The organism is Herpetosiphon llansteffanensis (assembly GCF_003205875.1).
Lineage (GTDB): Bacteria > Chloroflexota > Chloroflexia > Chloroflexales > Herpetosiphonaceae > Herpetosiphon > Herpetosiphon llansteffanensis.
In genome coordinates, this window is sequence record NZ_PUBZ01000136.1 from 93,544 (window position 1) to 115,662 (window position 22,119).

The following is a 22,119-nucleotide window of genomic DNA, read 5'->3' on the forward strand; positions in this document are numbered from 1 at the left end:
CAACAAAATTGTGCGTTCTTGTAAAAATCATAGCACGGTTTATACTTAGGGCAAAGTTTTGGTTGTCTAGATGGAAGGATACCTGGATATGGCGACGATGAAAGCAGTTCAAATTAATCGTTATGGCGGCATTGACGAATTGGTGCAGGCTGAAATTGAGCGGCCTGAGCCAGCAGCCGATCAAGTATTGATTAACGTGCATGCGATTGGGATTAATCCGGTTGATTACAAAGTGCGCGCGGGGTATATTCCTGGCTTTTTTGGCAACGATAACTTTCCATTAGTGCTGGGTTGGGATGTGGCGGGCACAATTGCTGCGGTTGGGGCAAATGTTAGTCAATGGCAGGTTGGCGATGCAGTCTATGGCATGGTCAATTTTCCAACGCCTGCTGGAGCGTATGCGGAATATATGCTTGCGCCTGCGAGCGAAGTTGCGGCTAAGCCCGAAAGTCTCACTTTTGAAGCAGCGGCAGCTGTGCCATTAGTGGCGTTGACCGCTTGGCAAGCCTTCGATGCGGTTGGTTTGCAGGCTGGCGATCGGGCGCTGATCCATGCAGCTGCTGGTGGCGTTGGCCATGTGGCGGTGCAATTGGCCAAATTACGTGGTGCGCATGTGATTGCGACTGCTTCGGCCCGCAACGAAGGCTTTGTGCGCGAATTGGGCGTTGATCAATTTGTCGATTATACAGCTGCGCCATTTGAGCAACAAATCGCGCCAGTTGATGTAGTGTTTGATACAGTTGGCGGCGAGGTTCAAGCGCGCTCGTATGCAGTGCTAAAACCCCAAGCTGGCTTGGTCACGATTGTTGGCTCGCCACCAGAAGATTTGGCTGCGGCCCACGCAGGCAAGAGCTTGAGCCACTTGGTGCATGCTGATCAAGCTCAACTTATAGCAATTGCCAAATTAATTGACAGCCAACAACTGCGCATCGAGCTTGAGCATGTTTTTGATTTTGCCGAACTTGCTGCGGCCCACGAGCGCATGCAAAGCAATCGGGTGCGCGGCAAAATTGTCGTCAAAGTGAGCTAACTTCACGCAGCCTCATGGCAGATAGTCCTAGCGACTATCTGCCATGGGCTACTCAAGTGCCTAGGACTATCTTCCCATTTGCATGTTGCAGATTGTTAAGTGTTTTCTTATACTTAGGGGCATCTGCACTTATATGGGGAGGTCACCGCACACATGGCAACACGCTTTCGAGCTTCGCTTTTAGGGATACTCTTGCTGGCCGGGATCGGCTTACAGGGTTTGGCTCAGCCTCAAACACCCACCGCACCTAGCGCACCCACCGTTTTAAATGAAAACTTCGATTCGCTAAACGATGCTTTAGCTGATGGCTGGGTGGTTGTGAATGCGAGCGAGCCACGCAATGATGATGATACAGATCATAATCGCTGGAAACAAGGCCGCTCGAATGGTTTTACGCAGATGTCCTCTCACTCAGGTGCTGCGAATTCATTTGCTGGCTCTGCTTGGGAGGCTTCAGATATTGATAGCGACTCCATTATTAGTAACTGGTTGCTAACACCACCACTCGTATTGGAAAATGGTAAAACTGTTTCATTCTGGACGCAATCGCGTGGCTGCTTAGCTTTTGCAGATCGTTTAGACATTCGCTATAGCACTGCTGGAACCAGCACCAACGTTGCTAGTGGTAATAACACTGGCAATTTCTCGAATCTGATTGGCCGGATTAATCCTAATCAAGAAACTGGCGATGATCCCGATGGCAGTGATGGCTATCCATGTGACGATTGGGCTCAATTTACCTATACCATCAGTGGGGTGAACCAGCCAACCGTAGGCCGGATTGGTTTTCGTCACTATATTGTTGATACAGCAGATAATGGCCAGTATATTGGGATTGACGATTTTAGCTATTCGGGCAATGTGTCTGGTGGCGATACGCCGACCCCAATTACCCATACGCCAACGCCTTCAAACACAGCTACGGTTACAGCTACCCCAACCAATACGGCGACCAACACCCCAACCAATACGGTGACGAACACGCCAACCAACACGGCGACCAACACGCCAACTAACACGCGCACGCCAACCGGCACACCGCCAACGATTACCCCAAGCCATACCCCAACCAACACGCCGACCCGTACGCCAACCAATACCCCAACCAACACCCCAACGCGTACGCCAACCCGTACCCCCGAAATTCCAGTCTTCAAAGTCTTTATGGCCCCAATTCAAAAAGATGCCTAAACGTGATTAAACAAAAGCCCCGTGAGATACATTCCATCTCACGGGGCTTTCGCTTGGGGTGATAATTTTAGGCTTTGATTTTGAGCAACAAGGTTTCGTGGGGCTGGATGCGGGTTTGCCACGCTTCGCCAAATTCGGCAATATCTTCTTGGGCCCACAAGTTGCGCACCGATTTTGGTGTGTCGAGCAGGCCAATATCGCAAGCGCGCAAGGTTAAATCGCTGCCATTCGCGCCCCGGTTGATCAACGCAACCGCAACCGAGCCATCAGCCAGCGGTTTTTTCCAAATTTCGCAGGTGCCAATTTGCTTAACTCGACGGCCAGCAATGCCCAATAGATCTTGGTTGACGGCCAAGACTTCGCGGTTGGTCAACAAGCTGCTGGTCTCGCGATCCATATTGCGAATATCGCAGCCAATCATCAATGGCGAACAGGCCATGACCCATAATGACATATGGGTTTGATATTCGATGAACGATAAGCCACCGCCGGAGATTTGGCCTTTGCCTTTCAATCCGACCACCAGCATATCCAAATCATTCCACGCATCGGGGCCGGCGTATTCGGCCAAGTTGGCGGCAATATCAATCGCCGTGTCAATGCCGAGGCCATAATATTTGTGCGGCGCAACCCAAATATCGACCCAGCTATCGAAAATATCGCCAGTTACCCGCCACATATGTCCGCCAACCGAACGGCCCCAAAGTTGCGGGCTACGGCCACCCCACTCACACAGCGAGTAGAGAAATTGACGGTTGGTTTTGCGCAAGGCCTCGCCCATACGCGTGTAGCGGTCGATCGCTGTGGCTTGGTCGGTTGGCGCAAAACAAAAATCATATTTCAGAAAATCGATGCCCCACGAAGCCCATAATTGCGCATCTTGCTCCTCGAAGCCGAAGCTACCAGGGTAGCTGGCGCAGGTCAGATGTGCTGCGTCAGAGTAGATGCCAATTTTCAAATCAAGGCTATGAATATAATCGGCCAGCGCCTTAATGCCGCTGGGGAATTTTTCGGGGTCGGCAACCAAATCGCCATTGCCATCGCGGCCAACTTTGGTCGACCAGCAATCGTCAATCACAACATAGTTATAGCCAAGATCCTTAAGCCCAGAGCTAACAATCACGTCAGCTGTGGCGCGGACTGAATCTTCATGAATCGTACTACCAAACATGTTCCACGAGTTCCAACCCATTGGTGGCGTAGGTGAGAGAGGTTGCTCTGAAGTAGTCATACATTTCTCCATGTGGTAAGGGCCGTTCCTTAACCATAGGATCATTGTAGGCGTTGCGCTTGGCCAATGTCAAAGCTTTTCATGGATAATATTTTTAGAATTTTAAGCCTACTTGACAATACCATACAGTATGGTATGTTTTAGCTGTGGCATAAACGGAGGCACTATGGCACGGGTACGCCGTGAAGATTGGTTGCAACATGGACTGAGTATTCTCAGCAGCGAATCGGTTTCGGCCTTGACAATCGAGCGTTTGACGACCGATTTGGGGGTGACCAAAGGCTCGTTCTATCATCATTTTGGCGGCTGGCCAAGCTACAAAACCGCGCTTTTGCAGCAATTCGAGCAACAAGATACCTTAGACATTATTCAGCATTTGGCGAGCTATACCGACCCTCGCCAAAAACTGCGCGCCTTGTTTGATTTGCTGACGATTGTGGCAATTTATGCAGCCAACGACCCGTGGGATGTGGAAATTGCCATGCGCGGCTGGGCGGCTCACGATGCTGAAGTTAGGGCAATGATCGAACGCATCGATAGCCTGCGGGTGAGCTTTGTGGCCGAAATTTGTAGCGCAATTACTGGTAATAGCAATCAAGGCTTATTGATGGCCCAGCATGCCTATGTAATTTTGCTTGGCGCTGTGTTGATGCAACCAATGCTGCCAATGTCACGTTTACGCCAGCTTTACGATGAATTTTTGCGTTTATATGCAATTCCTGGAGGCCCTGATGTCGATCCAGCAGCACCCGATTCTCGCGCCCCTGATCGCCCAAGCGAATCACGTTGATGTTAAAACCCGCCAGATTCAGACCGCCCAGCCTGAGCAAGAGTTGCGCCGTTTTATCGCCGCCATGATTGGCTATAACCCACGTTGGATGCAGAGTTTATATGCAATTCGCTGGGGCTTTGTGCGGCTGTTGGGCATGCGCCAAGAAGGCTTACCTGATACCAAGCAGCTGCGGCCTGAGCAAGTGCCAATGCAAGCAGGCCAAAACTTGAGTTTTTTCAAGGTTGCAGCGGCAGCAGAAGGCCAATATTTGGTGGCCTCGGCCAGCGAATCGCATCTTACTGCATGGCTTGCGGTGGTGTTGGAGCCACGTGGTGGGTTAGCGTACAACCTGCATACCGTCACGATTGTGCGCTATCACGCTTGGACAGGGCCTGTCTACTTTAATGTGATTCGACCATTTCACCATGTAGTCGTCAACCAGATGATTAAGGCTGGGCTTGCCGGTTTACAGCCAGCGGCATAGGAGCAAACGATGCTAGCACGTACAACAATTGTGGGCTTGATTGGTGGGGCAACGGCGTTAATCCATGGGGTGGCTGGCCAATTAACCAGCATTCAGGCCTTGAACCAAGCCAATCTAGCAGCCAACCCACGTTTAGAACTTGTGGCAACTTGGCATATGCTGACGATTCAGCTTGCTTGGTTGGCCTATCAAGTTTGGCGCTTAGGCCAGCATCCTCGGCCAATTGAACAAGCGCGCGCAATTACTGGCCAATATCTCGCCTACAGCGCGTTGTGGTTAATCTTGAGCCTTGTGGTTGCTGGACAGCTGTGGTTGGCTCCGCAATGGCTTTTATTGGCAGCGTTGGCTGGGCTAACATGGTGGGCAACGCCACGGACAAACCTGATTAAGCAAGGAGCACATTGATGCAAACCTCATTTCTGGGCAAGCTTGGCGCTTGGATTTTTATGATCGTTGGGCTAGGCCATCTCTATTTTCAATTGTTTAAAACTGCGGCAGATTCGAGCGCAGCCAGCCAGTTGCAACAAATTGAGGTGCAGTTGCCCGGCGCTCAACGCAGCATGTTGCAATTGAATAGCGGCTTTTCGTTGGCCATGGGCTATTTATTGATTGGCTATGGCGTACTGAATTTGCTGATTCTGCGGGCGCTGGGCAATGAGCCAGCCCGTTTGCGGGCAATTTGGCGCTTCAATAGCGCAGTTTCATTGGGTTTGGCTGTGCTTTCGCTGCGCTACTTTTTTATCTTTCCTAGTAGCTCGTTTACGATTACCACGGTGTTGTATGCGCTGGCTAGTCGCCAAACGCAACCCCAACATCCATCGCAAGCCTGAAATATTGCCCCCAGGAATCGAGTATAGTAAGCACGATATAGATGCCAAGATCGACGAGAGCGATCTTGGATTTTTAGTGCAATCGAGGCCTCTTATATGCTACGTCGGATGTTGGTTCTGTTCGTGTTGGTTGGTTTGGTTGCGTGTGGCACAAATGATAAAGCTGCCACCAATAGCGAAAATCTCACCTTGAAATTAAATGTTCAGCCAAATCAAACCTATCGTTATAAATCGACCCAAGTGCAAACCATGACCCAAACCATGTTTATGACTGAGCAAACCCAAGCTACCACTACGACCATGACAATGGAACAAAGCGTGGTTTCGGTCTCGCCGGAAGGCGAAACAGTCATTCGGATTGTGATCGATTCGCTGCAGGTTGATATGCAAACCCAAGATCAAGCCTTGAGCTACGACTCAACTGATCCTACTGCAAATACCGATTCGCCAGAATTTGCGCAATTTGCTGGGCTGACCAGCCAACCAATGACGCTTACTTTAAGCCCAGAAGCAAAAGTAACCAAGATCGATGGTATCGATCAGATGCTTGATAAAATGCTTGTTGGCAGCGAAGAAAACGAACAGACCTTGATGATGCGCGATATGTTGACCAAAACCTTTGAACAATCCTATGCCAAAGCCACGATTATTCCATTTGGCGGCAAACCAATGGCAATTGGCGATTCATGGCAAGATGTAACCGATATGAATTTGCAAATTTTCTCGATGGTTTTGACCAACACCTACAGCTTGAAAGAGCGCAATGCAGGCCTAGCCACGTTTGATCTGACTGGCCAATTTGAGATTGGTGAATTCAACTTCCCTGGCCTGATGGAACGTGATGATATGAAATTGGCGATCGAAAAAGGCGAAGGCGAGAATAGCCAACGTGGCACCGTTGTGATTGATGAAGCCACAGGCATGCTCAAATCGAATGTGCTTGATCAAACCATGTCGATGGTGATTAAAATCGAAGGTGAGGATCTGGGGCAATCACTAACCATGCCGATGTCACAGACCTTGCATATGGAAGTGCAACTCCAACCATAACATCAGCTTTTTTTCAGCTGTGATTAAGTTGTTTATCGTGGTTTATCGATCTCCAGCGTGCTATAACGATAGCACGCTTTTTATTTGAGGATTTTGTGATGCGCTTACGCTTTTTTAGTGGTTTGTTGAGTGTGCTGCTCTTGGCTGCCTGTGGCGGCCAAGCCACCAGCCCAACAATTACGCCACCACCAACGATTACGCCAGCCAGCCAAGCTGAAGTCTTGGCCACCGCAACCTTGGATTCGAGTACGCCAAGCGAGCCAACTCAAGCGGCGGCTGAGCCGAGCAACGCGCCAGCAACGCCAACCAGCGATGATCCCAATGCGCTGGTTGATACGTCGATGCTGACCGGCAGAATCTATTTTGTTGATCCCTTAGGTTTTGCGATTAACTCAATTGCTGCGACTGGTGGCGATGTGCAAACGGAATACAAAGAGCAAGGACCAGTGCCATTGGCGCGCTTGGGAATTGACCCAAGTTTGAGCTATTTGAGTGTTTTCAAGGGCGATTTTTTGCACATTTATAGCCTCGATTTTCAAGAGCTTTTGCGCTTGCCAAGCAGCTTTGAGCCGATTTGGTCGCCTAATGGCGATGGCAAGTTTGCGCTGCTCAAATTAACCGATATGGGCGAGATATTTGTTGATGTGTATGATTTGAAGAGTGCTAAACCTGAAAATATCGTAGTGAGCACGCTTGGCTATCGTGCAGCTTGGCTTAGCGATGGCAGCGCATTGGTGGTGCATAATGGCAATCAAATTGGCGAGGCTAGTTTAACTGATGGTGCATTTAGCCCGCTTGGCGAGCTAGTTGAGGATGAGAATGGCAGCTGGGTGGTTGATGATATTTTGAGTCACGATGACTGGATCTATTTCCATGGTGGCCAAGTTAATTTACTTGGCGCATCGGGCAATGGCATGCAATGGTGGGTTTTGATGGATGGTGTGCCTCAAGCGCTGAGCGAAATTGGTGGCAATGGCGTAAGCCGCGTGCAATTGAATGCCAAACGCGAGCAACTGGCCTATATCGATACTTTTCATGTGAGTGCCTGTTTGACTGCGCAAGTGCTGAGCGTGCAAAATGCCGATTTTAGCTCGGCAGCGCTTACGCCGAATTTAGGGCCAATTGCCGATAATACTGGCCAAGAAATTCATGGCGCGGCATGGAATCCAAGCGGCGATTGGCTGACCTTTGCCAAGGGCAGTTATAGCTGCGCTGACTCAGGCCCGATCTATGCAACACCGCAAGTATTCGTCTGGAATCCAACCAGCCAAGCGCTCCAAGCCTTTGAGTATGGCAGTTATCCAGTGTGGGTTAAATAAAAGGATGAAGGATGAGGGATGAGGGATGAAGAATCAAATCAAAAGGCAAAAGTCAAAAGGCAAAAATGGGATTAGGCTCTAGGCTCTAGGCTTTGGGCTAGGAGGCCATAATCAAAAATAATCTGTGCAATCTGTGGCAAAAAAATTACCTTCGTGTTCTTCGTGGTTAAAAAGCTCTCATGGCTCGTCATTTTAACGTAGCGGCGCAGAGAACCGAAGGATGCGTGAAGGATGAAGGGCTAGGAATTTAATCATCAAGGGCGCGAACGTTACAAAGGATTTAATTCCTTTGTGGCCTTCGCGCCCTTGGTGGTTATTTTTTTGCTTAGCGGCGGGCTGGGCCTTGAGCCAAGCGGCCAAGCAAGCCACCTTGATTTGGGCGGCTAACATCGCTAGAAGCTTGGGTTGCTGGTTGGGCTGGCAATGGTGCACTGACCAACTCAGCTGGTTTTGCTGGGATCAGGGTTGGGGTTAGATTTGGGCTTGGGGTCGGCGCACTTGCTGGCACTACGACCTTGGCAGCTAAGCTTTTAGCTGGATCAACCCCGATAATTGCCACCACTCCAGCTTTGATTAGGCGCACAATTGCCCGTGAAACATCGATTGGCTCGATGATTAGGCGTTCGGCAATGCTGCGAATGCTCTGTTCGCCATTGATCGTGCGGGCGACGGCCACAGCCATTGAATCGAGTGGTTGGCTGGGCATTGCGCCATTACGAATATAAGGAATCGCATTATCGCTGGGAATAAAATTGCGTAATTCGCTCCATGAACGGGCGCGATCCTCGGCCTCATCGCAGAGGCTCGTTGCATCCGAAACCATGGTTTCTTGGCTGAGTTCGCGTAAATCGCGCACCGCAAATTGGGCATTCGATTCCTCGAATAAGAGCCAAACTGCTTCTGGGCCGACTTTATCGCTATATTCTGCATGGCGCACCAACCCATCACGCGTGAGAATCACCCCACGCCCGTGTTGGCCGATAACTTCGAGCTCGCCACATATTGAGCTTTGTTGCATCAATTCGAGTAATTCGCGTAACGGAAAGCTATTGAACGTGCCTGTAAGTTCCATGGCAACCTCCGAATCTGCTTGCCATAGTAACATACCTCACGTCGGCATATGTCAATCCGAAGTCCCCTTGTGAGTTAGTACTGAGATTTACCTCTGCGGTTAAACCAGTCACGGGGCAGTACTACTGCCCCGTGACTTCCGTTCGATGTTAGTTTTGGTTTAGCGGCTTGCTGGTCGTTCAGGCACACCAATCAAATCGTCTGGCGTGCTTGGGCGTTGTTCTTCGAAGACCAAATTGGTGGTTGCTGGCACAATGTATGGCCCGCGAATGTTGTTGTAGGCTCCACCATAGGTTTCGTGAGTTTCCAAAATCGCGCCGTAATTGGTCAAGCCATACGAATCAGCTTGGGCGTAGATTCTGCTGCCAGCGTTGAGTTGACCAGGCGGCACGAAGCTCAAATCTGAGCGATAGTATTGACCGCCACTGATCAAGGTCAAGGTCGCATTTGGCGCTAAGGCTGGCGCATTGGTTGGAATTGCCCACGCCATGCCGAAGTTGCCAAGGCTGTTCCATGGCTGGTTGACAGTGGTTGGTGCTTGGGTTGGATTGATGTAGGCATCGACCCAATAGCCGCCCGCCAATGGCTCAGTGCCTACGTTGCGTACGGTAACGCGGACTGTGCCATTGACAACCTGAATGCTATCAACCACCAAATCTACGAGGTCGGGCTTCATCACCATTGGAATGTAAACCACGGCGCGATCGTCGTTGATGATAGTGATCGTGCTGGTGATTGGCGTGCCGAGCGCTGTGCCAATTGGGTTGCTCAGGCTCAGCAAAATTGTTTCATTCAGCTCGTAGGTGCTGTCATTGATAATTGGCACCACCACTTGCACGCTGGTTTGGCCGCGTGGGATTGTCAGCGTTTGGGTGACTGGTGTGTAATCGCTGAGATTGGCCGTGCCATTGCTGGTTGCAAAGCGCACCTGAACTGCGCTATTGGGATTTGGCGCGTTCAGTTGAACCGTTACCGTTGCACTGCCTGTTGCTTCAAGCACCTCGTAATTGGCGAGGCTGAAGTTGACCCGTGGCACAACGATGGCCACAATCGCACTGGCAGTATTGTTGGCCAAGATTTGGTCAATAGCATCGCGAACGCTCACGTTGTTGACCAAGGTTGTGTCGCTGGCCAAGCTTGGGCTGATAATCCCCGAAACTTGAATCGAGCCACTTGCATTCGGTTGTAGGTCGCTGACCGTCCACACGTAGCCTGGGTTTGCGCCAGTATCGGTGAGTGTCAAGCCTTGGCTGCTAACCGTGACGTTGGTCAACAGCGGCGAAATAATGTCGGTCAAGACGATGTTGCTAGTTTGCAGGTTGCCAGTATTGGTCAGATTGATGGTGAAGGTTACCGGCGTGCCTGGGATAGCAACTTGCGGCGTGACGCGCTTGCTGATAGCCAAATCAACGCTCGTAACCGTCGCTGGAGCATCAGCGCCATCCAAATAACTGCGTTCTAAGTTGACCGTGCCTTGGGCTGAAGTCCATGTTAGTTCCGCGTTGTTGATCAATGGCGAACCGATGATCAAGGTTGGTGGTGTGGCCACTCGTGCTTGATAGCCGAGCACGCTGACCGAGCCAAGCGCCAAACTATCGAAGGTTGCTTCGATGTTTGTGCCGTTGATTGCAAAGCTAGTTGGTGCTGGGCCTGAAATGACCGTCAGCGAACCAGCAACTGGAGTCAAGCCAACCGGCAGTGTATCTTCAATTGCCAATTCATAGGCGGTTGAAGTACTTTGGGCGGTATGCGAAATCGTGATTGTGTAATTGAGCACTTGGCCAAAGTCAGGCGTAGTGTCATCGACAACTTTGTTGATTTCGAGGCTTGGGTCGATCACGGTAACGCTGACGCTATTGTCGTTGTCGCTCAAGCTTGGGTCAGCACTGCCATCAACGCTATTGGTCAGGGTTGTGCCACGAAGCACATTGCTATCCCCATTGACGGTTGCTTGGTAGGTGATGGTAAAGCTATCGCTATCAACCGTGTTGGCTGCATTGACATTGCCCGGATTGACCACGTTGCTAGCGGCAATCGTCAAGGTTTGGCCGCTGAGGTTGGCGGTAAAGCCATTGACGGTCATGCCATTGGCATTAGCAACGCTGGCCGAACCAGCAACATAGCTCAAGCCAACTGGTAAGCTATCAACAAAGCTCAGATTGTTGGTCGTGCCTTCGAGCACGGTTGCGGTTAGGACGTAAGTTACAACTTCACCGAAGGTTACTTGGTTGCCCAAGGTCGTGGCGATGCTGGTGCTGGCTACGGCTTTTTCAAGCGCAAAACTGGTTGCAACATTGTAGTTCAATACATTGCTGCTATCAGTGAAGCTTGGCAATTGGGTTCCGCTTGCATTCTTCCAAGTGATTGCGCCTTGGCTGGTGGCCGTTGCGTCTTGGTTGATGCTGTTTGGCAAGGTATATTCGACGATCACCGTCAGGCGTTGGTCGTTGCTGCCGTTGGTGTTGATCAAGAGATTAATGTTGCCAGTGTTGATCAAATCGCCATTGGCATCGAAGCCCAAATTACCACTAAAGTTGGTGCTGGTTGCGCCGTCGCTCACGATAGCCGAAACCAAGGCTGGCGTGCCAAACGCTGCTGGCAAATCAACATTGAGATCAACATCGTAGGCCGAGGCCAAGCTGCTGGTTGTATGGCTAATCACCACTTGTTGGCGGATTTTATCGGCTGCATCTAAGCCACCATCAGCGGTGAGTTTGCTCAAATTGATGGTGAGATCTGGCTCGACCACGGTTACGCTGACCGCATTGTCGTTATCGCTCAAATTCGGGTTGGCGCTTGCATCAACATCATTGCTGAGCACCGTGCCTGATACCACGCTTTGGTCGATTGTTGTGAGATAAACCAAGCTAAAGCTATCAGTGTCGAGGCCAGCGGCTGGGTAACTACCAAGATTGGTTGCTGGATTGACACGGAAGATTACATTTTGGCCAACGCTGGTGACGCTGAAGTTATTCAGCGTAATGCCGCCGTTGCTCAAGATTGTGCCTGAACCACCCACGTAGCTCATGCCAATTGGCAAGGTGTCGGTGAGCACAATGTTGCTGGTGCTCCCTTCGATTACTTCAACTTCGAGCGTGTAGGTGAGGGTTTGGCCTGCTGAAACCGTGCTGGCTGCTGGCACAAGCGCCTTGGTTACGGCGAAGAACGAGGCAATGTTTGTATTAGCACTGGCGTTCTTGGCATAGCGAGGCAAGCTAACATCGGCTGCATTGCGCCATGTCACGCCACTTTGCATGCTGACCAAGCTGGCTGGAGCCGCCGTGTTATTGACTTGAGCACGAATTGTCAGCACAATTTGCGCGCCAATTGGCATCGTTGCTGGGGTGTTAGTTGTGAGATTATTGCCAACGATTGCAAAGCTGCCGCCAGTTGCCCCGCCCGTTTGTTGCACATCCACCAGATTCAGATTGCTCAGATTGCTGGTGAAGCTGCTGGTAATGGCGACGGTATTGGCTGCTTGGGCATTGGCTCCTGCTGGATTATCGATCGTTACGGTGAAAGTGATTGGGTCGCCAGCTTCAAGTTGGGCATCGCTGGTTTGACCAACATTGATGGTTAGGGCTGGTTCGCGCACGCTGACGCTGACCGCATTGTTGTTGTCGCTCAGGCTTGGGTCGGCGCTGGTATCAACATCATTGGTCAGGGTTGTGCCCAAGCTTACATCATTAGCAACGCTTGCTTGATAGCGAATCACAAAGCTATCGCTATCGGTTGCTGTTGCATTATTGACATTGCCCGGATTGACCACGCTGCTGGCGCTGATGGTGAGCACTTGACCACTAACCGAGGCATTGAAACCATTAATCGTCATGCCATTGGCATCGAGCACTTGGGCCGAGCCAGCAACATAACTCATGCCTGTTGGCAAGCTATCAACCCACCGTGGATTGGTGGTTGTGCCTTCTAAGACCGTCGTTGTAAGCGTATATTCAACAACTTGGCCAGGTGAAACGGTGCTTGCTGCTGGCGAAATTGCTTTGGTTACGCTCCAAACGCTGGGCACTGTGATGGTTGGCGCTGAGCCAGTTGCCGTATAAATTGGGCGACTAATTCCACTTGCATTCGACCATGAAATGTTGGCGGTGTTGGCGATAGTAGCAGCTGGGTTAATGCTATCGCGAACTATGCCTTGGACAACGACGGTCAACGTTTGGTCGTTCGTCCCGTTGGTATTGATCAAAAGATTGATATTGCCAGTTATTCTGAGCACGCCGCCGCTCAGCGAGATGTCCCCAGAAACGTTGGTGCTGGTTGCGCCATCGCTGACAATTGCCGAAACGAGGGTCAAGTTTTGCAGTTGCAATGGCAACGTATCGGTTAACAAAACCTTGGTTGCATTGCTGTTGCTGCTTGGCACGTGCGCGACGCGAATTTGGTAGCGCACCGTATCGCCAGCATCAACCCCACCTGTGGCGGTGGTGATGGTTTTGGCCACGCTCAAGGTTGGCTCAACCACCGTTACCGAAACTTGATTGTTGTGATCAACTAAGCTTGGGCTGGCGCTTGAGTCGAGATCGTTGGTCAAAATTGTGCCGCCAGCAACCGTGTCTACCACTACTTGATAGGTCATCAAGAAGGTATCAATATCGACGTTGCCAGCGTTGTTGGTGTTGCCGGGGTTGACGATGCTGGTTGCACTGAGCGTCAGGGTTTGGCCGCTGAGCGCAACATTGAAACCATTCAAGGTTACGCCGTTGGCGTTTGAGATTTGGGCCGAACCGGGCACATAGGTCATGCCAGTTGGAATCGTATCGACCCAGACTGGATTGAGGGTTGTACCTTCGATTACGGTCGTGCTGACGGTGTAGGTTACAACTTGCCCAATGCTGACCTCGGTAATTGTTGGCACAATAAACTTGCTAACTGTCCAGCGACTAGCCACGTTGATTGTGGGTGCTGTGGCATTTACGCTGTAGTTGGGGTTGAAGAAGCCAGCGAGATTGCGCCATGTGAGGTTGGCGGTATTGGTGATTGTACTCAACGGAGTCGTTGAGGTTGCCACCAAGCCACGAACCATCACGGTCAACACTTGGTCGTTGCTGCCATTGGTATTGAGATCAAGCCCAAGATTGCCAGTCGTGCGTAATTCGCCGCCAACAATCGTGAAGTTGCTGGCAACATTGGTGGTAGTTGCGCCATCGCTGACAGTTGCCGAAAGAATGCTGGTCGCAGTCAATTGGCTTGGCAACGTGTCGGTGATCATCAGGTTGGTGGCGTTGGCTCCGCTGGTAGCGGTTGGCTGCACCTTGATCAGATAGCGCACTTCATCGCCAGCATCGATGCCAGTGGTAACTGAATCGATCGTTTTGCTGAGCGTGAGTTCTGGCTCGACCACCGTGACCGTAACTTGATTGTTGGTATCGCTCAAGCCGGGGTCGGCGCTAGCATCAACATCGTTGGTGAGCAACGTGCCGCTGGTGGCATTGCCTGCCACGGTTGCCTGATAGGTAATCGTAAAGCTATCGGTATCCGCTGCGGCTGCGTTATCGACATTGCCCGGATTGACCACGCTGCTGCTGTCGATCGTCAGCACTTGGCCGCTGAGGCTGGCATTGAAGCCATTGATGGTCATGCCGTTGGCGTTTTCAACTATGGCCGAATTTGGCACATAGCTCAGGCCAGCGGGCAAGGTATCGACCCATTGGATAGCGTTGGTTGTGCCTTCGATGACGCTGGTGGTCAAGCGATAGGTGACGGTTGCGCCAGCCCCTACCTCGCTGCCAGGCGCGGCAACTGCTTTGGTAACACTGAAATTATTAGCAATCGTGATGGTTGGCGCAAGATCGGTGGCGGTGTAATTGGCGCGATTAACGCCTGCTTGGTTGCGCCATGTTACGGTTGCTGCGTTGGCAATCGTGCCGCCTGGATTGATTTGATCGCGTACTTTTCCCACCACGATAATCGCTAAGCGTTGATCGTTTGTGCCGTTTGTATTGAGTAACAAGTCTGGTGGCGTAATTGTGACTAAATCACCAGCGCCATTGATGCTGAAATTACTGGCAACATCAGTGGTGGTTGCGCCATCGCTAATCGTGGCGCTTTCAATCACCATGCCTTGAATGCCTGCTGGCATATCATCGCTGAGATTGAGCCCAAAGGCATTGGCGTTGCTGGCGGCGAGCGGAGCTACATCAATACGGTAGCGCACGGTATCGCCTGCATCAACCCCGGTTATGTTGGTAGTGATGCTCTTATCGATTGCCAAACTTGGCTCGACCACGGTAACACTGGCCGAATTATTGTTGTCGCTCAAGCCTGGGTTGGCGCTAGCATCAACATCATTGGTCAGCACTGTGCCTGCAACATTGCCAGCAATATCGTTGACTGTCGCCTGATAGGTAAGCGTAAAGCTATCAGTATCAGCCGTCGCTGCATTATTAACATTGCCGGGGTTGGTTACACTAGTGGCGTTGATCGTCAATACTTGGCCACTCAATGAGCTACTCAGGGGAGCGATTGTCATGCCATTAGCATTGGAGACAACAGCAGAACCTGGCACATAGCTCATGCCTGTGGGCAGCGTATCGACCCATTGGATGTTATTAGTTGTCCCTTCAATGACCGTGGTACTTAATTGATAGGTGACAACTTGGCCAACCACAACGTTTGCGCCTGGTGATGCCACTGTTTTGGTGACGCTAAAGCTGGCTGGAATCGTTATGCTTGGTGCTAAATCGGTGGCGGTGTAGCTAGCGCGTTGCACATTCACGCTATTGCGCCATGTGACAGTTGCGGCGTTAGCAATCGTGCCACCAGGATTTACCGTATTGCGCACTGTGCCTGTCAAGTTGATAATTAGCGTTTCGCCAAGTGCTAAGTTTGGTGGCGTTGTGGTGACCAAATCGCCGCTGCCATTGATACTAAAGTTGGCGCTGACGTTGGTCGCCCCAATGGTGGCGCTGGAAATAACCGTACCTTGCAAAGCTGCTGGCATATCATCGCTGACATTCAGGCCAAAGGCATTGGCAGTGCTAGCCCCAGTATGGTTAATCGTAATCCGATATTGCACGGTATCGAAGGCATCAACCCCCGTGGTTGCGCTCTGAAGCGTCTTATCAATCGCCAAGATTGGCTCGGCGATGGTAACGCTAACCGAATTATTGTTATCGGCTGGCACACCATCAGCGGTTGCATCAACATCGTTGGTTAGCACCGTGCCGGCAACATTACCAGCAACATCATTGACCGTCGCTTGGTAGCTAATATTAAAGCTATCAGTATCGGCGGCGGCAGCATTGTTGACATTGCCAGGGTTAAGCACACTACTGGTACTGAGAGTTAATACTTGACCAGTGAGCGAGGCATTCAGGGTTGCGATAGTCATGCCATTGGCATTCGAAATCGTCGCTGAACCTGGCACATAGCTCATGCCAGTGGGCAAGGTATCGACCCATTGGAGATTGTTGGTTGTGCCTTCGAGCACTGTCGTGGCCAATTGATAGCTAACAACTTGGCCAATTGTGGGGTTTATACCGGAAACCACCGTTTTCGTTACGCCAAACGAGGCAGGAACCGTAATATTCGGCGCGCTGCTTGAATCGTTGTAATTTGAGCGCTGAACTGAAACCAAATTACGCCAAGCGATGTTGGCCGTATTGGCAATGGTTGAACCAGGCGTTACCGCATTGGTAATCGTACCACTGACGGTAATAATCAGGGTTTGATCAATTGTGCCATTGGTATTGATATTAAGATTGGTCGCAGTTGTTGTAGAAAGTTGGCCTGCGCCATTGATTGTGAAATTGCTAGCAACATTGGTGGTGGTAGCACCATCGCTAATTGTTGCTGCTTGGATAATTGGTGAGCCAAGCAATGCTGATAAATTATCAACAACGCTTACATCATAGGCATAGGCAGTACTTGCTGCCGTATGATTGACCCGAATTTGATATCGCACCGTATCGCCAGCATCAACTCCGCTTGATGAACCAACAATTGTTTTGCTCACATCCAAGAGTGGTTCAACGATGGTCAGGCTATGGCTGTTGCCATTATCCACTTGGCTGGGGCTGGCCGAGGCATTGACATTATTGGTCAAAACTACGCCGCTGACATTGGCCGGCACATCAAGCACTTTTACTTGATAGGATAAGCGGAACACATCGCTATCAGCGGTTGCAGCATTATCAATATTGCCTGGATTGACGACACTGCTCGCGTTGATCGTAAGCGTTTGACCGCTCACACCCGCAGTTAAGCCATTGACCGTCATGCCATTGAAATTAGCGACCGAAATTGAGCCAGCAACATAACTGGTATTAGCTGGCAAGCTATCGACAAATTGTAAACTGTTGGTCGTTCCTTCGATCAATGCCACATCAAGATAATAGGTAACATCTTGGCCAATCAAGGCATTTGACTCAAGGCTGGATTTGGTTACCGTAAAGGCCTTGGCCAAGCTGAGATTAATATTTCCACTGCTATCGGTTAGGCCTGTAACCGTGGTCAGTGATGGGCTATTGCTCCATGTGGCATTGGCACTATTGCCAACGGTTGCCCCAGCCAGCGCCGTATTGGCAACCTTGGTGCTCAGCACCAAGGTTAGTTTTTGGCTGTTATTACCATTTGATCGATAGCGTAAGGGCATCGGTGTTGTGGTTGTCAGGTTATTGCCAGTTACGCTGAAATTACCTGCAACATTGGTGTTGCCTGTCCCATCGCTGATAATTGCGCTGGTAAGGGTTACATTACTTAACTGTGCTGGCAGCACATCGCTCAGATTAAGATTATAGGCATCGGCCAAACTGAGCGAAACGGTATTTGCACCTTCAACAATCGTCGCATGTTCAACTTCGATCTGGTAGGTTACCGTATCGAAGGCATCGACGTTGGTGGTAGCACTGGTGATAGTTTTACGCACATTCAGAATTGGCGTAATCAATTGGCCAAAAATTTCTGATTCACCAGTTGCTTGGCCATCACGATTATCAGCCCCGCCCCAAACAACGAAGGTATGGTTTTGGGTCGGGCCACCATAAGCGATGCCAATATAGCCATTGGCAAAATGGGTATCGCTGCCATTTGGCCCCATATCGCTGACTTGCACATCAAATGGGGCAATGCGTGCGCCAGTCGCAGCATTAATTTTTTGGCTAAAAATCTCGCGTTCTGCATTGCCAGGAGCGCTAGCAGCCATCCAAGCAATAATAAATTGGTTATCGCGTGAGTTATAGGTAATGACTGGATCGGCAAAAATTGAGTTGGTTGAACTGAGAGCTAACAAGCCACTCGTTATTGCTCCCGATCCGCTGATCAACCGACCATAGACGTTATATACACTATCAGCAATATTATCGCCCGACCAAATGACCAAGTAGAGGTTATTGGTTGGGTTGTAGCCAACATTCACATCAATTGAATCTTCATTCATATTATCGACGATCTGGAAATCGTCAGCGCCAACTTCGGCCAAACTGGCAGTTAAGCGTTGACCATAGACGTCAAAATCGCCATTCGTACCACTATCGTCGGAGCGCCAAACAACTAAATATTCGTTATTGACGCTATTCCACACAATATTCGTATCGTCTGGTCGTAGGATTGGATCGCCAGTTGTGCCAACATCGGAAACCTTAACATCGCCGCCAACTTCGATGAGGTTGCCGCCGCTATAGCCCAACAACTGAACATACACTTCAAATTCGCCGTCAACTCGGCCACCAGCTTTATCATCGCCATGCCAAACCACAGCATACTGATTATTCGTAGCATTATAGGTAACTGCTGATTTAAAAGCATCACTAGCTGAATCACCATCAGCGCCAGTATTGCTAACCCGAATTGGTGTGCCAACCAATGTTCCGCTGGCTGAAATCCGTTGTGCGTAGATTTCGAGTTCATCAATGAGTCCACTCGTGCGAAAATCGCCTTCAAAAACCACTAAATATTCATTTTGGACGCTATTCCAGACCACTTGTGCCCGAAAATACGAATCGCTAGGATCAGGATGATTGGCGATCAAAAAGTCATTGCTGCCAATTTCGAGTCCAGTTACGGCATCGATTAATTGACCATAAATATTGAGCGGCTCTTCGTCACCGCCAAGCTCTGCACCTTCCCACACGACCAAATAGTGGTTGTCGGTGGCGTTATAGGCAACAACTGGATTAGAAGCAATGCTGCCATCACCATTGCCAAGCCCCCCCATATCGCTCAACAACACATCGTTGGAGCCAAGGAGGGGCGCAGCTAGCGGGCGTTCAGCCGACGTTTGAGCTTGCTGAATAGGCTTTGGAGCGGCAAAGGCCCCACTTCCTTGCAGCACAAAGAGCACCCCAGCGAGGAGTGCCATGACCACAGCAGAAAGTCGAGATTGTTTCAACACAGCGGGATACCTTTCTGTTTGGTTACCTTCGTCAGACACACAAATAGGAGTTGAGCCAGCCACTGCGCAGCGCTGCTTCGATGGTGCTTTGCAGTGGGCGAAGATCAAGTGCCGCTTGCTCAAGTTCAATTACTTGATTGGTGGTTTGATCGGTTGAATGGGTTTGAACAAGATACAGCTTGGGCACACTCGTTTGTTGGTTTGAATAACGCTGAATCGTGCCACGCGGGGTAGACCATGCGACCTTGGCAAGTGCTGCTAATAAGGCTTGATCATCGGCGCTGGTGGTTTCAAGCAGTGCTTGGGCCAACCATGCTCCAGCCTCGCTGCCTAACAGCTGGGCCAATGCTTCAAAGGGTTTGGCAGCTGGGGCAAGTTCGTTCGGGTTCCACGGCAAACAGGTAATTAATGCTAGTTTTGTCCGTAACTCAGGCTCGATTTCAAGCCATGTCATGGGACTAACAACCAACTGGCGTTTGCCGATCAACGGACTATCGCTCCAAGCTGCTAAAAATTGGGTTGCTTCTGGGCCGCATGCCGTATAAAAGAGCAGCTCGCTAGGGGTTTCTGCCAAATAATTCCAGAGCGGCGCAAAATTGCCACGATCAGGCGCGACGTGGCTCAGGTAGTGGCCTGTCGCCTGTCCGCCAGCTTGTTCAAAGCCCGCTAAAAGGGCATAATGCAAATCGTAGCCGCTATCGTAGTGGCTGAGCGCATGGACGGTTGTGCGTCCTAGCTGTTCCGCCGCCCAACGACCTAAGGCATAGTGCGCCTGCCATAAGCCAAAACTGTGTTGAACAATCCACGGATGCTGTTCGCTGTGGCGTGGAATATTTTCACCAAGGTTGACTACCAGCGTTGGGCGTGGCATGCGCTGCAAAAATGGCGTAACGTATTCAATTAAGCCACTTTGCAGCCATAACACTAAAATATCGATATGGCGATTGCTGAGCAATGTTTGAATTGTGCGCTCAAGCGTAATGACCCCAGCCCCAACCGTTTCGATATACAGCTGAAGCTCACCAATAACGCCAGCTTGGCTGCTGGCAGCGAGCGCACTGCGAAAACCTTGCTCAAACTCTTCAGCAATCGCCGCGCGATCGGCTGCCAAGGGCAATAACATGCCAATACCCAAACGCTGATAGTTCATACGGTTAAATCCTCAACCAAATTAAGTCTGTGATGGGAAAATACCTTGTAAGGCAATACTGAAATTGATCGTCAAGAAGGGAGCCATATTCAGGTGGGCTTGGCTACCGCCAACATTGCTAACGCTCAAGGTGTTCATCGTTCCCGTTGGGCCTGCGGTGGTATAGCCATTGACTCCACTTGAACGAGCTGGTGGATAGCCAGTGCCGCTATTGGCTGGTTGGTTTGAGGCTGCTACCGTATGATTGTGGGCTGGCAACTCGGCAATTGAAAGTGTATGGGCTTGCTCACCACCACGTTGGCCTAAAGTGAAATTGCCACCCACATGCATTGGCACCCGTCCGCGTAGGTCGGGTAAGGCAAATGTTGTTTGGCCATTGCCACCGTAGGTCGTGCCTAATAACGAAAAGAGTGCTTGATTTTGATTAATTGGCAAAAGTTGGCCATTGCACAAGGCCCAGCCTTTGGGGGCAAATTGAAACGAAAATAGGCGAATCTCAGATAAAAATGGTTCTGCCATAACAATGTCATCCTTATAGCTAGATACTGCAACCGACCAAAGTTATGGGTGTGCTGGGAAAACCCCTTGCAAGGCAATAATAAAATTCAGCGTCAAATAGGGTTGTAGATTATTGTGCGGTTGGTTGCTGCCAGTGATCGACAGTTCTTGCGGCGCTAAGGTAGTATCGTTGGTCTTGCGGAAGGCATCGGTCGATTCGGGAGCGCCTAAAACGTTGCCAACAGGATTGGCATTGTTGCCATTGATACCGACATAATTGAGCATGTGGCTATGGCTTGGAATTTCACTTTGCAAAAGGGTTACGGTTTCGGAGCCACCAATTTCGCCGAGGTCGTGCATGCTTAAGCCAGGCCCTTGACCTGGATGCATGGGCGACAAACCTTGTAAATTGGGTAGGGCAAAGTTACTTTTGCCATTGCCACCATAGGTTGTGCCTAATAACGAAAATAAGGCAGTATTTTGCGAAAGCGGCAACAGTTGACCATCGCAAAAAGCCCAGCCACGCGGAGCAAAGTTAAACGGCACGATGCGAATTTCAGCGACAAATGGATCGGCCATACAAGCACCTCAACAACTACAACTACTTAACGATTCAAGGCCCACTTTTTTCGCCTAGGTTGGCGAGGGGAAGATGCCAAACAGAGAGATAATAAAATTGATACACAAGTAGGGCGACAGATTGCTATGCGGTTGTGAGCCACCAATTGGGCTAATGGTATTGGCGGCAAATGGTGTGAGATCGCCTTGAGTTGCGCCTGCTACATAGAGCTTGGTTGCGCCAGCTTTGGCCCAAATGCCACTTTGAGGAATGTTGGTTGTGCCGTTGTTGGCGCTGGCCATTGGCAGGTGGGTATGGGCTGGAAGTTGCGAAACAGTCAGGGTGATTGCTTCAGCACCCCCTGTTTCGGCCAAAATAAAGCCATTGCCCTGATGAATTGGCAAGCGTCCACGTAAATCGGGCAAGCCAAAGGTCGATTGGCCATCGCCGCCATAGGTTGTGCCAATTAATTGAAACAAGGTCTCGTTTTCTGAGATTGGCAAGATTGCGCCATCGCAAAATGCCCAGCCTACTGGGGCAAACGTGCTAGCAAACATGCGAATCTCACCGACGTAGGGTTGCGACATGT

At 50.5% G+C, this 22,119-nt stretch carries 15 protein-coding genes; 8 read left to right on the forward strand and 7 right to left on the reverse strand.

Going from position 1 to position 22,119, the window contains the following annotated elements:
* Nucleotides 1-88: 88 nt before the first annotated feature.
* Together C5S61_RS22225 and C5S61_RS27160 are read left to right on the forward strand one after the other, a co-directional pair.
* Entirely contained in the window at nt 89-1,030 is a 942-nt protein-coding gene (locus C5S61_RS22225) for an NADP-dependent oxidoreductase (RefSeq protein ID WP_205701460.1), read from the forward strand.
* A 153-nt stretch (nt 1,031-1,183) separates the two neighbouring features.
* Nucleotides 1,184-2,221, forward strand: a complete 1,038-nt coding sequence (locus C5S61_RS27160) for a choice-of-anchor J domain-containing protein (RefSeq protein ID WP_205701461.1) — start codon at nt 1,184-1,186, stop codon at nt 2,219-2,221.
* A 67-nt stretch (nt 2,222-2,288) separates the two neighbouring features.
* Here C5S61_RS27160 and C5S61_RS22235 read toward each other — a convergent pair whose 3' ends face one another.
* Nucleotides 2,289-3,452 carry a glycoside hydrolase family 27 protein gene (locus C5S61_RS22235; RefSeq protein WP_164689722.1) on the reverse strand — a complete coding sequence of 388 codons (1,164 nt, stop codon included), beginning with the start codon at nt 3,450-3,452 and terminating at the stop codon, nt 2,289-2,291.
* A 166-nt stretch (nt 3,453-3,618) separates the two neighbouring features.
* Between C5S61_RS22235 and C5S61_RS22240 the strand changes: the two genes are divergently transcribed.
* From C5S61_RS22240 to C5S61_RS22265, 6 genes are all read left to right on the forward strand, one after another.
* Nucleotides 3,619-4,242 (forward strand): TetR/AcrR family transcriptional regulator, encoded by a 624-nt coding sequence (locus C5S61_RS22240; protein WP_164689723.1) that lies wholly within the window; start codon nt 3,619-3,621, stop codon nt 4,240-4,242.
* Nucleotides 4,184-4,708: a DUF2867 domain-containing protein gene (locus C5S61_RS22245; protein ID WP_164689724.1), complete on the forward strand. Its 525-nt coding sequence runs from the start codon at nt 4,184-4,186 to the stop codon at nt 4,706-4,708. Before C5S61_RS22240 ends, C5S61_RS22245 begins: the two co-directional genes overlap by 59 nt.
* A gap of 9 nt (nt 4,709-4,717) precedes the next feature.
* A complete protein-coding gene (locus C5S61_RS22250; protein ID WP_110518996.1) occupies nt 4,718-5,113 on the forward strand; it encodes a hypothetical protein in 396 nt (131 codons plus the stop codon).
* On the forward strand, nt 5,113-5,538 hold the full coding sequence (locus C5S61_RS22255) for an LIC_13387 family protein (RefSeq protein ID WP_110518998.1): 426 nt from the start codon (nt 5,113-5,115) through the stop codon (nt 5,536-5,538). Before C5S61_RS22250 ends, C5S61_RS22255 begins: the two co-directional genes overlap by 1 nt.
* Before the next feature lie 96 nt (nt 5,539-5,634).
* Nucleotides 5,635-6,588 (forward strand): DUF6263 family protein, encoded by a 954-nt coding sequence (locus C5S61_RS22260; protein ID WP_124033488.1) that lies wholly within the window; start codon nt 5,635-5,637, stop codon nt 6,586-6,588.
* A 98-nt stretch (nt 6,589-6,686) separates the two neighbouring features.
* Nucleotides 6,687-7,907, forward strand: coding sequence for a hypothetical protein (locus C5S61_RS22265; protein WP_110519002.1), 1,221 nt, complete (start codon nt 6,687-6,689; stop codon nt 7,905-7,907).
* A 325-nt stretch (nt 7,908-8,232) separates the two neighbouring features.
* Here C5S61_RS22265 and C5S61_RS22270 read toward each other — a convergent pair whose 3' ends face one another.
* The 6 genes from C5S61_RS22270 to C5S61_RS22295 all read right to left on the reverse strand — a co-directional run bounded on the left by C5S61_RS22270 (nt 8,233) and on the right by C5S61_RS22295 (nt 22,117).
* Nucleotides 8,233-8,979, reverse strand: a complete 747-nt coding sequence (locus C5S61_RS22270) for a DUF4388 domain-containing protein (protein WP_164689725.1) — start codon at nt 8,977-8,979, stop codon at nt 8,233-8,235.
* Nucleotides 8,980-9,138: 159 nt separating this feature from the next.
* Nucleotides 9,139-19,323 carry a beta strand repeat-containing protein gene (locus C5S61_RS22275; protein WP_124033489.1) on the reverse strand — a complete coding sequence of 3,395 codons (10,185 nt, stop codon included), beginning with the start codon at nt 19,321-19,323 and terminating at the stop codon, nt 9,139-9,141.
* 31 nt (nt 19,324-19,354) lie between these two features.
* Nucleotides 19,355-20,473 carry an ABC transporter substrate-binding protein gene (locus C5S61_RS22280; protein WP_110519008.1) on the reverse strand — a complete coding sequence of 373 codons (1,119 nt, stop codon included), beginning with the start codon at nt 20,471-20,473 and terminating at the stop codon, nt 19,355-19,357.
* Nucleotides 20,474-20,494: 21 nt separating this feature from the next.
* A complete protein-coding gene (locus tag C5S61_RS22285) occupies nt 20,495-20,992 on the reverse strand; it encodes a phage tail protein (RefSeq protein ID WP_110519010.1) in 498 nt (165 codons plus the stop codon).
* Between the two features lie 42 nt (nt 20,993-21,034).
* Nucleotides 21,035-21,550: a phage tail protein gene (locus C5S61_RS22290; RefSeq protein ID WP_110519012.1), complete on the reverse strand. Its 516-nt coding sequence runs from the start codon at nt 21,548-21,550 to the stop codon at nt 21,035-21,037.
* A gap of 54 nt (nt 21,551-21,604) precedes the next feature.
* Nucleotides 21,605-22,117 carry a phage tail protein gene (locus C5S61_RS22295; RefSeq protein WP_110519015.1) on the reverse strand — a complete coding sequence of 171 codons (513 nt, stop codon included), beginning with the start codon at nt 22,115-22,117 and terminating at the stop codon, nt 21,605-21,607.
* Nucleotides 22,118-22,119: the final 2 nt, after the last annotated feature.

Bases quoted from the DNA above. Each gene is read 5' to 3' on its own strand.
- C5S61_RS22225 (WP_205701460.1), top strand. From the start codon at position 89: ATGGCGACGATGAAAGCAGTTCAAATTAATCGTTATGGCGGCATTGAC.
- C5S61_RS27160 (WP_205701461.1), top strand. From the start codon at position 1,184: ATGGCAACACGCTTTCGAGCTTCGCTTTTAGGGATACTCTTGCTGGCC.
- C5S61_RS22235 (WP_164689722.1), bottom strand. From the start codon at position 3,452: ATGACTACTTCAGAGCAACCTCTCTCACCTACGCCACCAATGGGTTGG.
- C5S61_RS22240 (WP_164689723.1), top strand. From the start codon at position 3,619: ATGGCACGGGTACGCCGTGAAGATTGGTTGCAACATGGACTGAGTATT.
- C5S61_RS22245 (WP_164689724.1), top strand. From the start codon at position 4,184: ATGTCGATCCAGCAGCACCCGATTCTCGCGCCCCTGATCGCCCAAGCG.
- C5S61_RS22250 (WP_110518996.1), top strand. From the start codon at position 4,718: ATGCTAGCACGTACAACAATTGTGGGCTTGATTGGTGGGGCAACGGCG.
- C5S61_RS22255 (WP_110518998.1), top strand. From the start codon at position 5,113: ATGCAAACCTCATTTCTGGGCAAGCTTGGCGCTTGGATTTTTATGATC.
- C5S61_RS22260 (WP_124033488.1), top strand. From the start codon at position 5,635: ATGCTACGTCGGATGTTGGTTCTGTTCGTGTTGGTTGGTTTGGTTGCG.
- C5S61_RS22265 (WP_110519002.1), top strand. From the start codon at position 6,687: ATGCGCTTACGCTTTTTTAGTGGTTTGTTGAGTGTGCTGCTCTTGGCT.
- C5S61_RS22270 (WP_164689725.1), bottom strand. From the start codon at position 8,979: ATGGAACTTACAGGCACGTTCAATAGCTTTCCGTTACGCGAATTACTC.
- C5S61_RS22280 (WP_110519008.1), bottom strand. From the start codon at position 20,473: ATGAACTATCAGCGTTTGGGTATTGGCATGTTATTGCCCTTGGCAGCC.
- C5S61_RS22285 (WP_110519010.1), bottom strand. From the start codon at position 20,992: ATGGCAGAACCATTTTTATCTGAGATTCGCCTATTTTCGTTTCAATTT.
- C5S61_RS22290 (WP_110519012.1), bottom strand. From the start codon at position 21,550: ATGGCCGATCCATTTGTCGCTGAAATTCGCATCGTGCCGTTTAACTTT.
- C5S61_RS22295 (WP_110519015.1), bottom strand. From the start codon at position 22,117: ATGTCGCAACCCTACGTCGGTGAGATTCGCATGTTTGCTAGCACGTTT.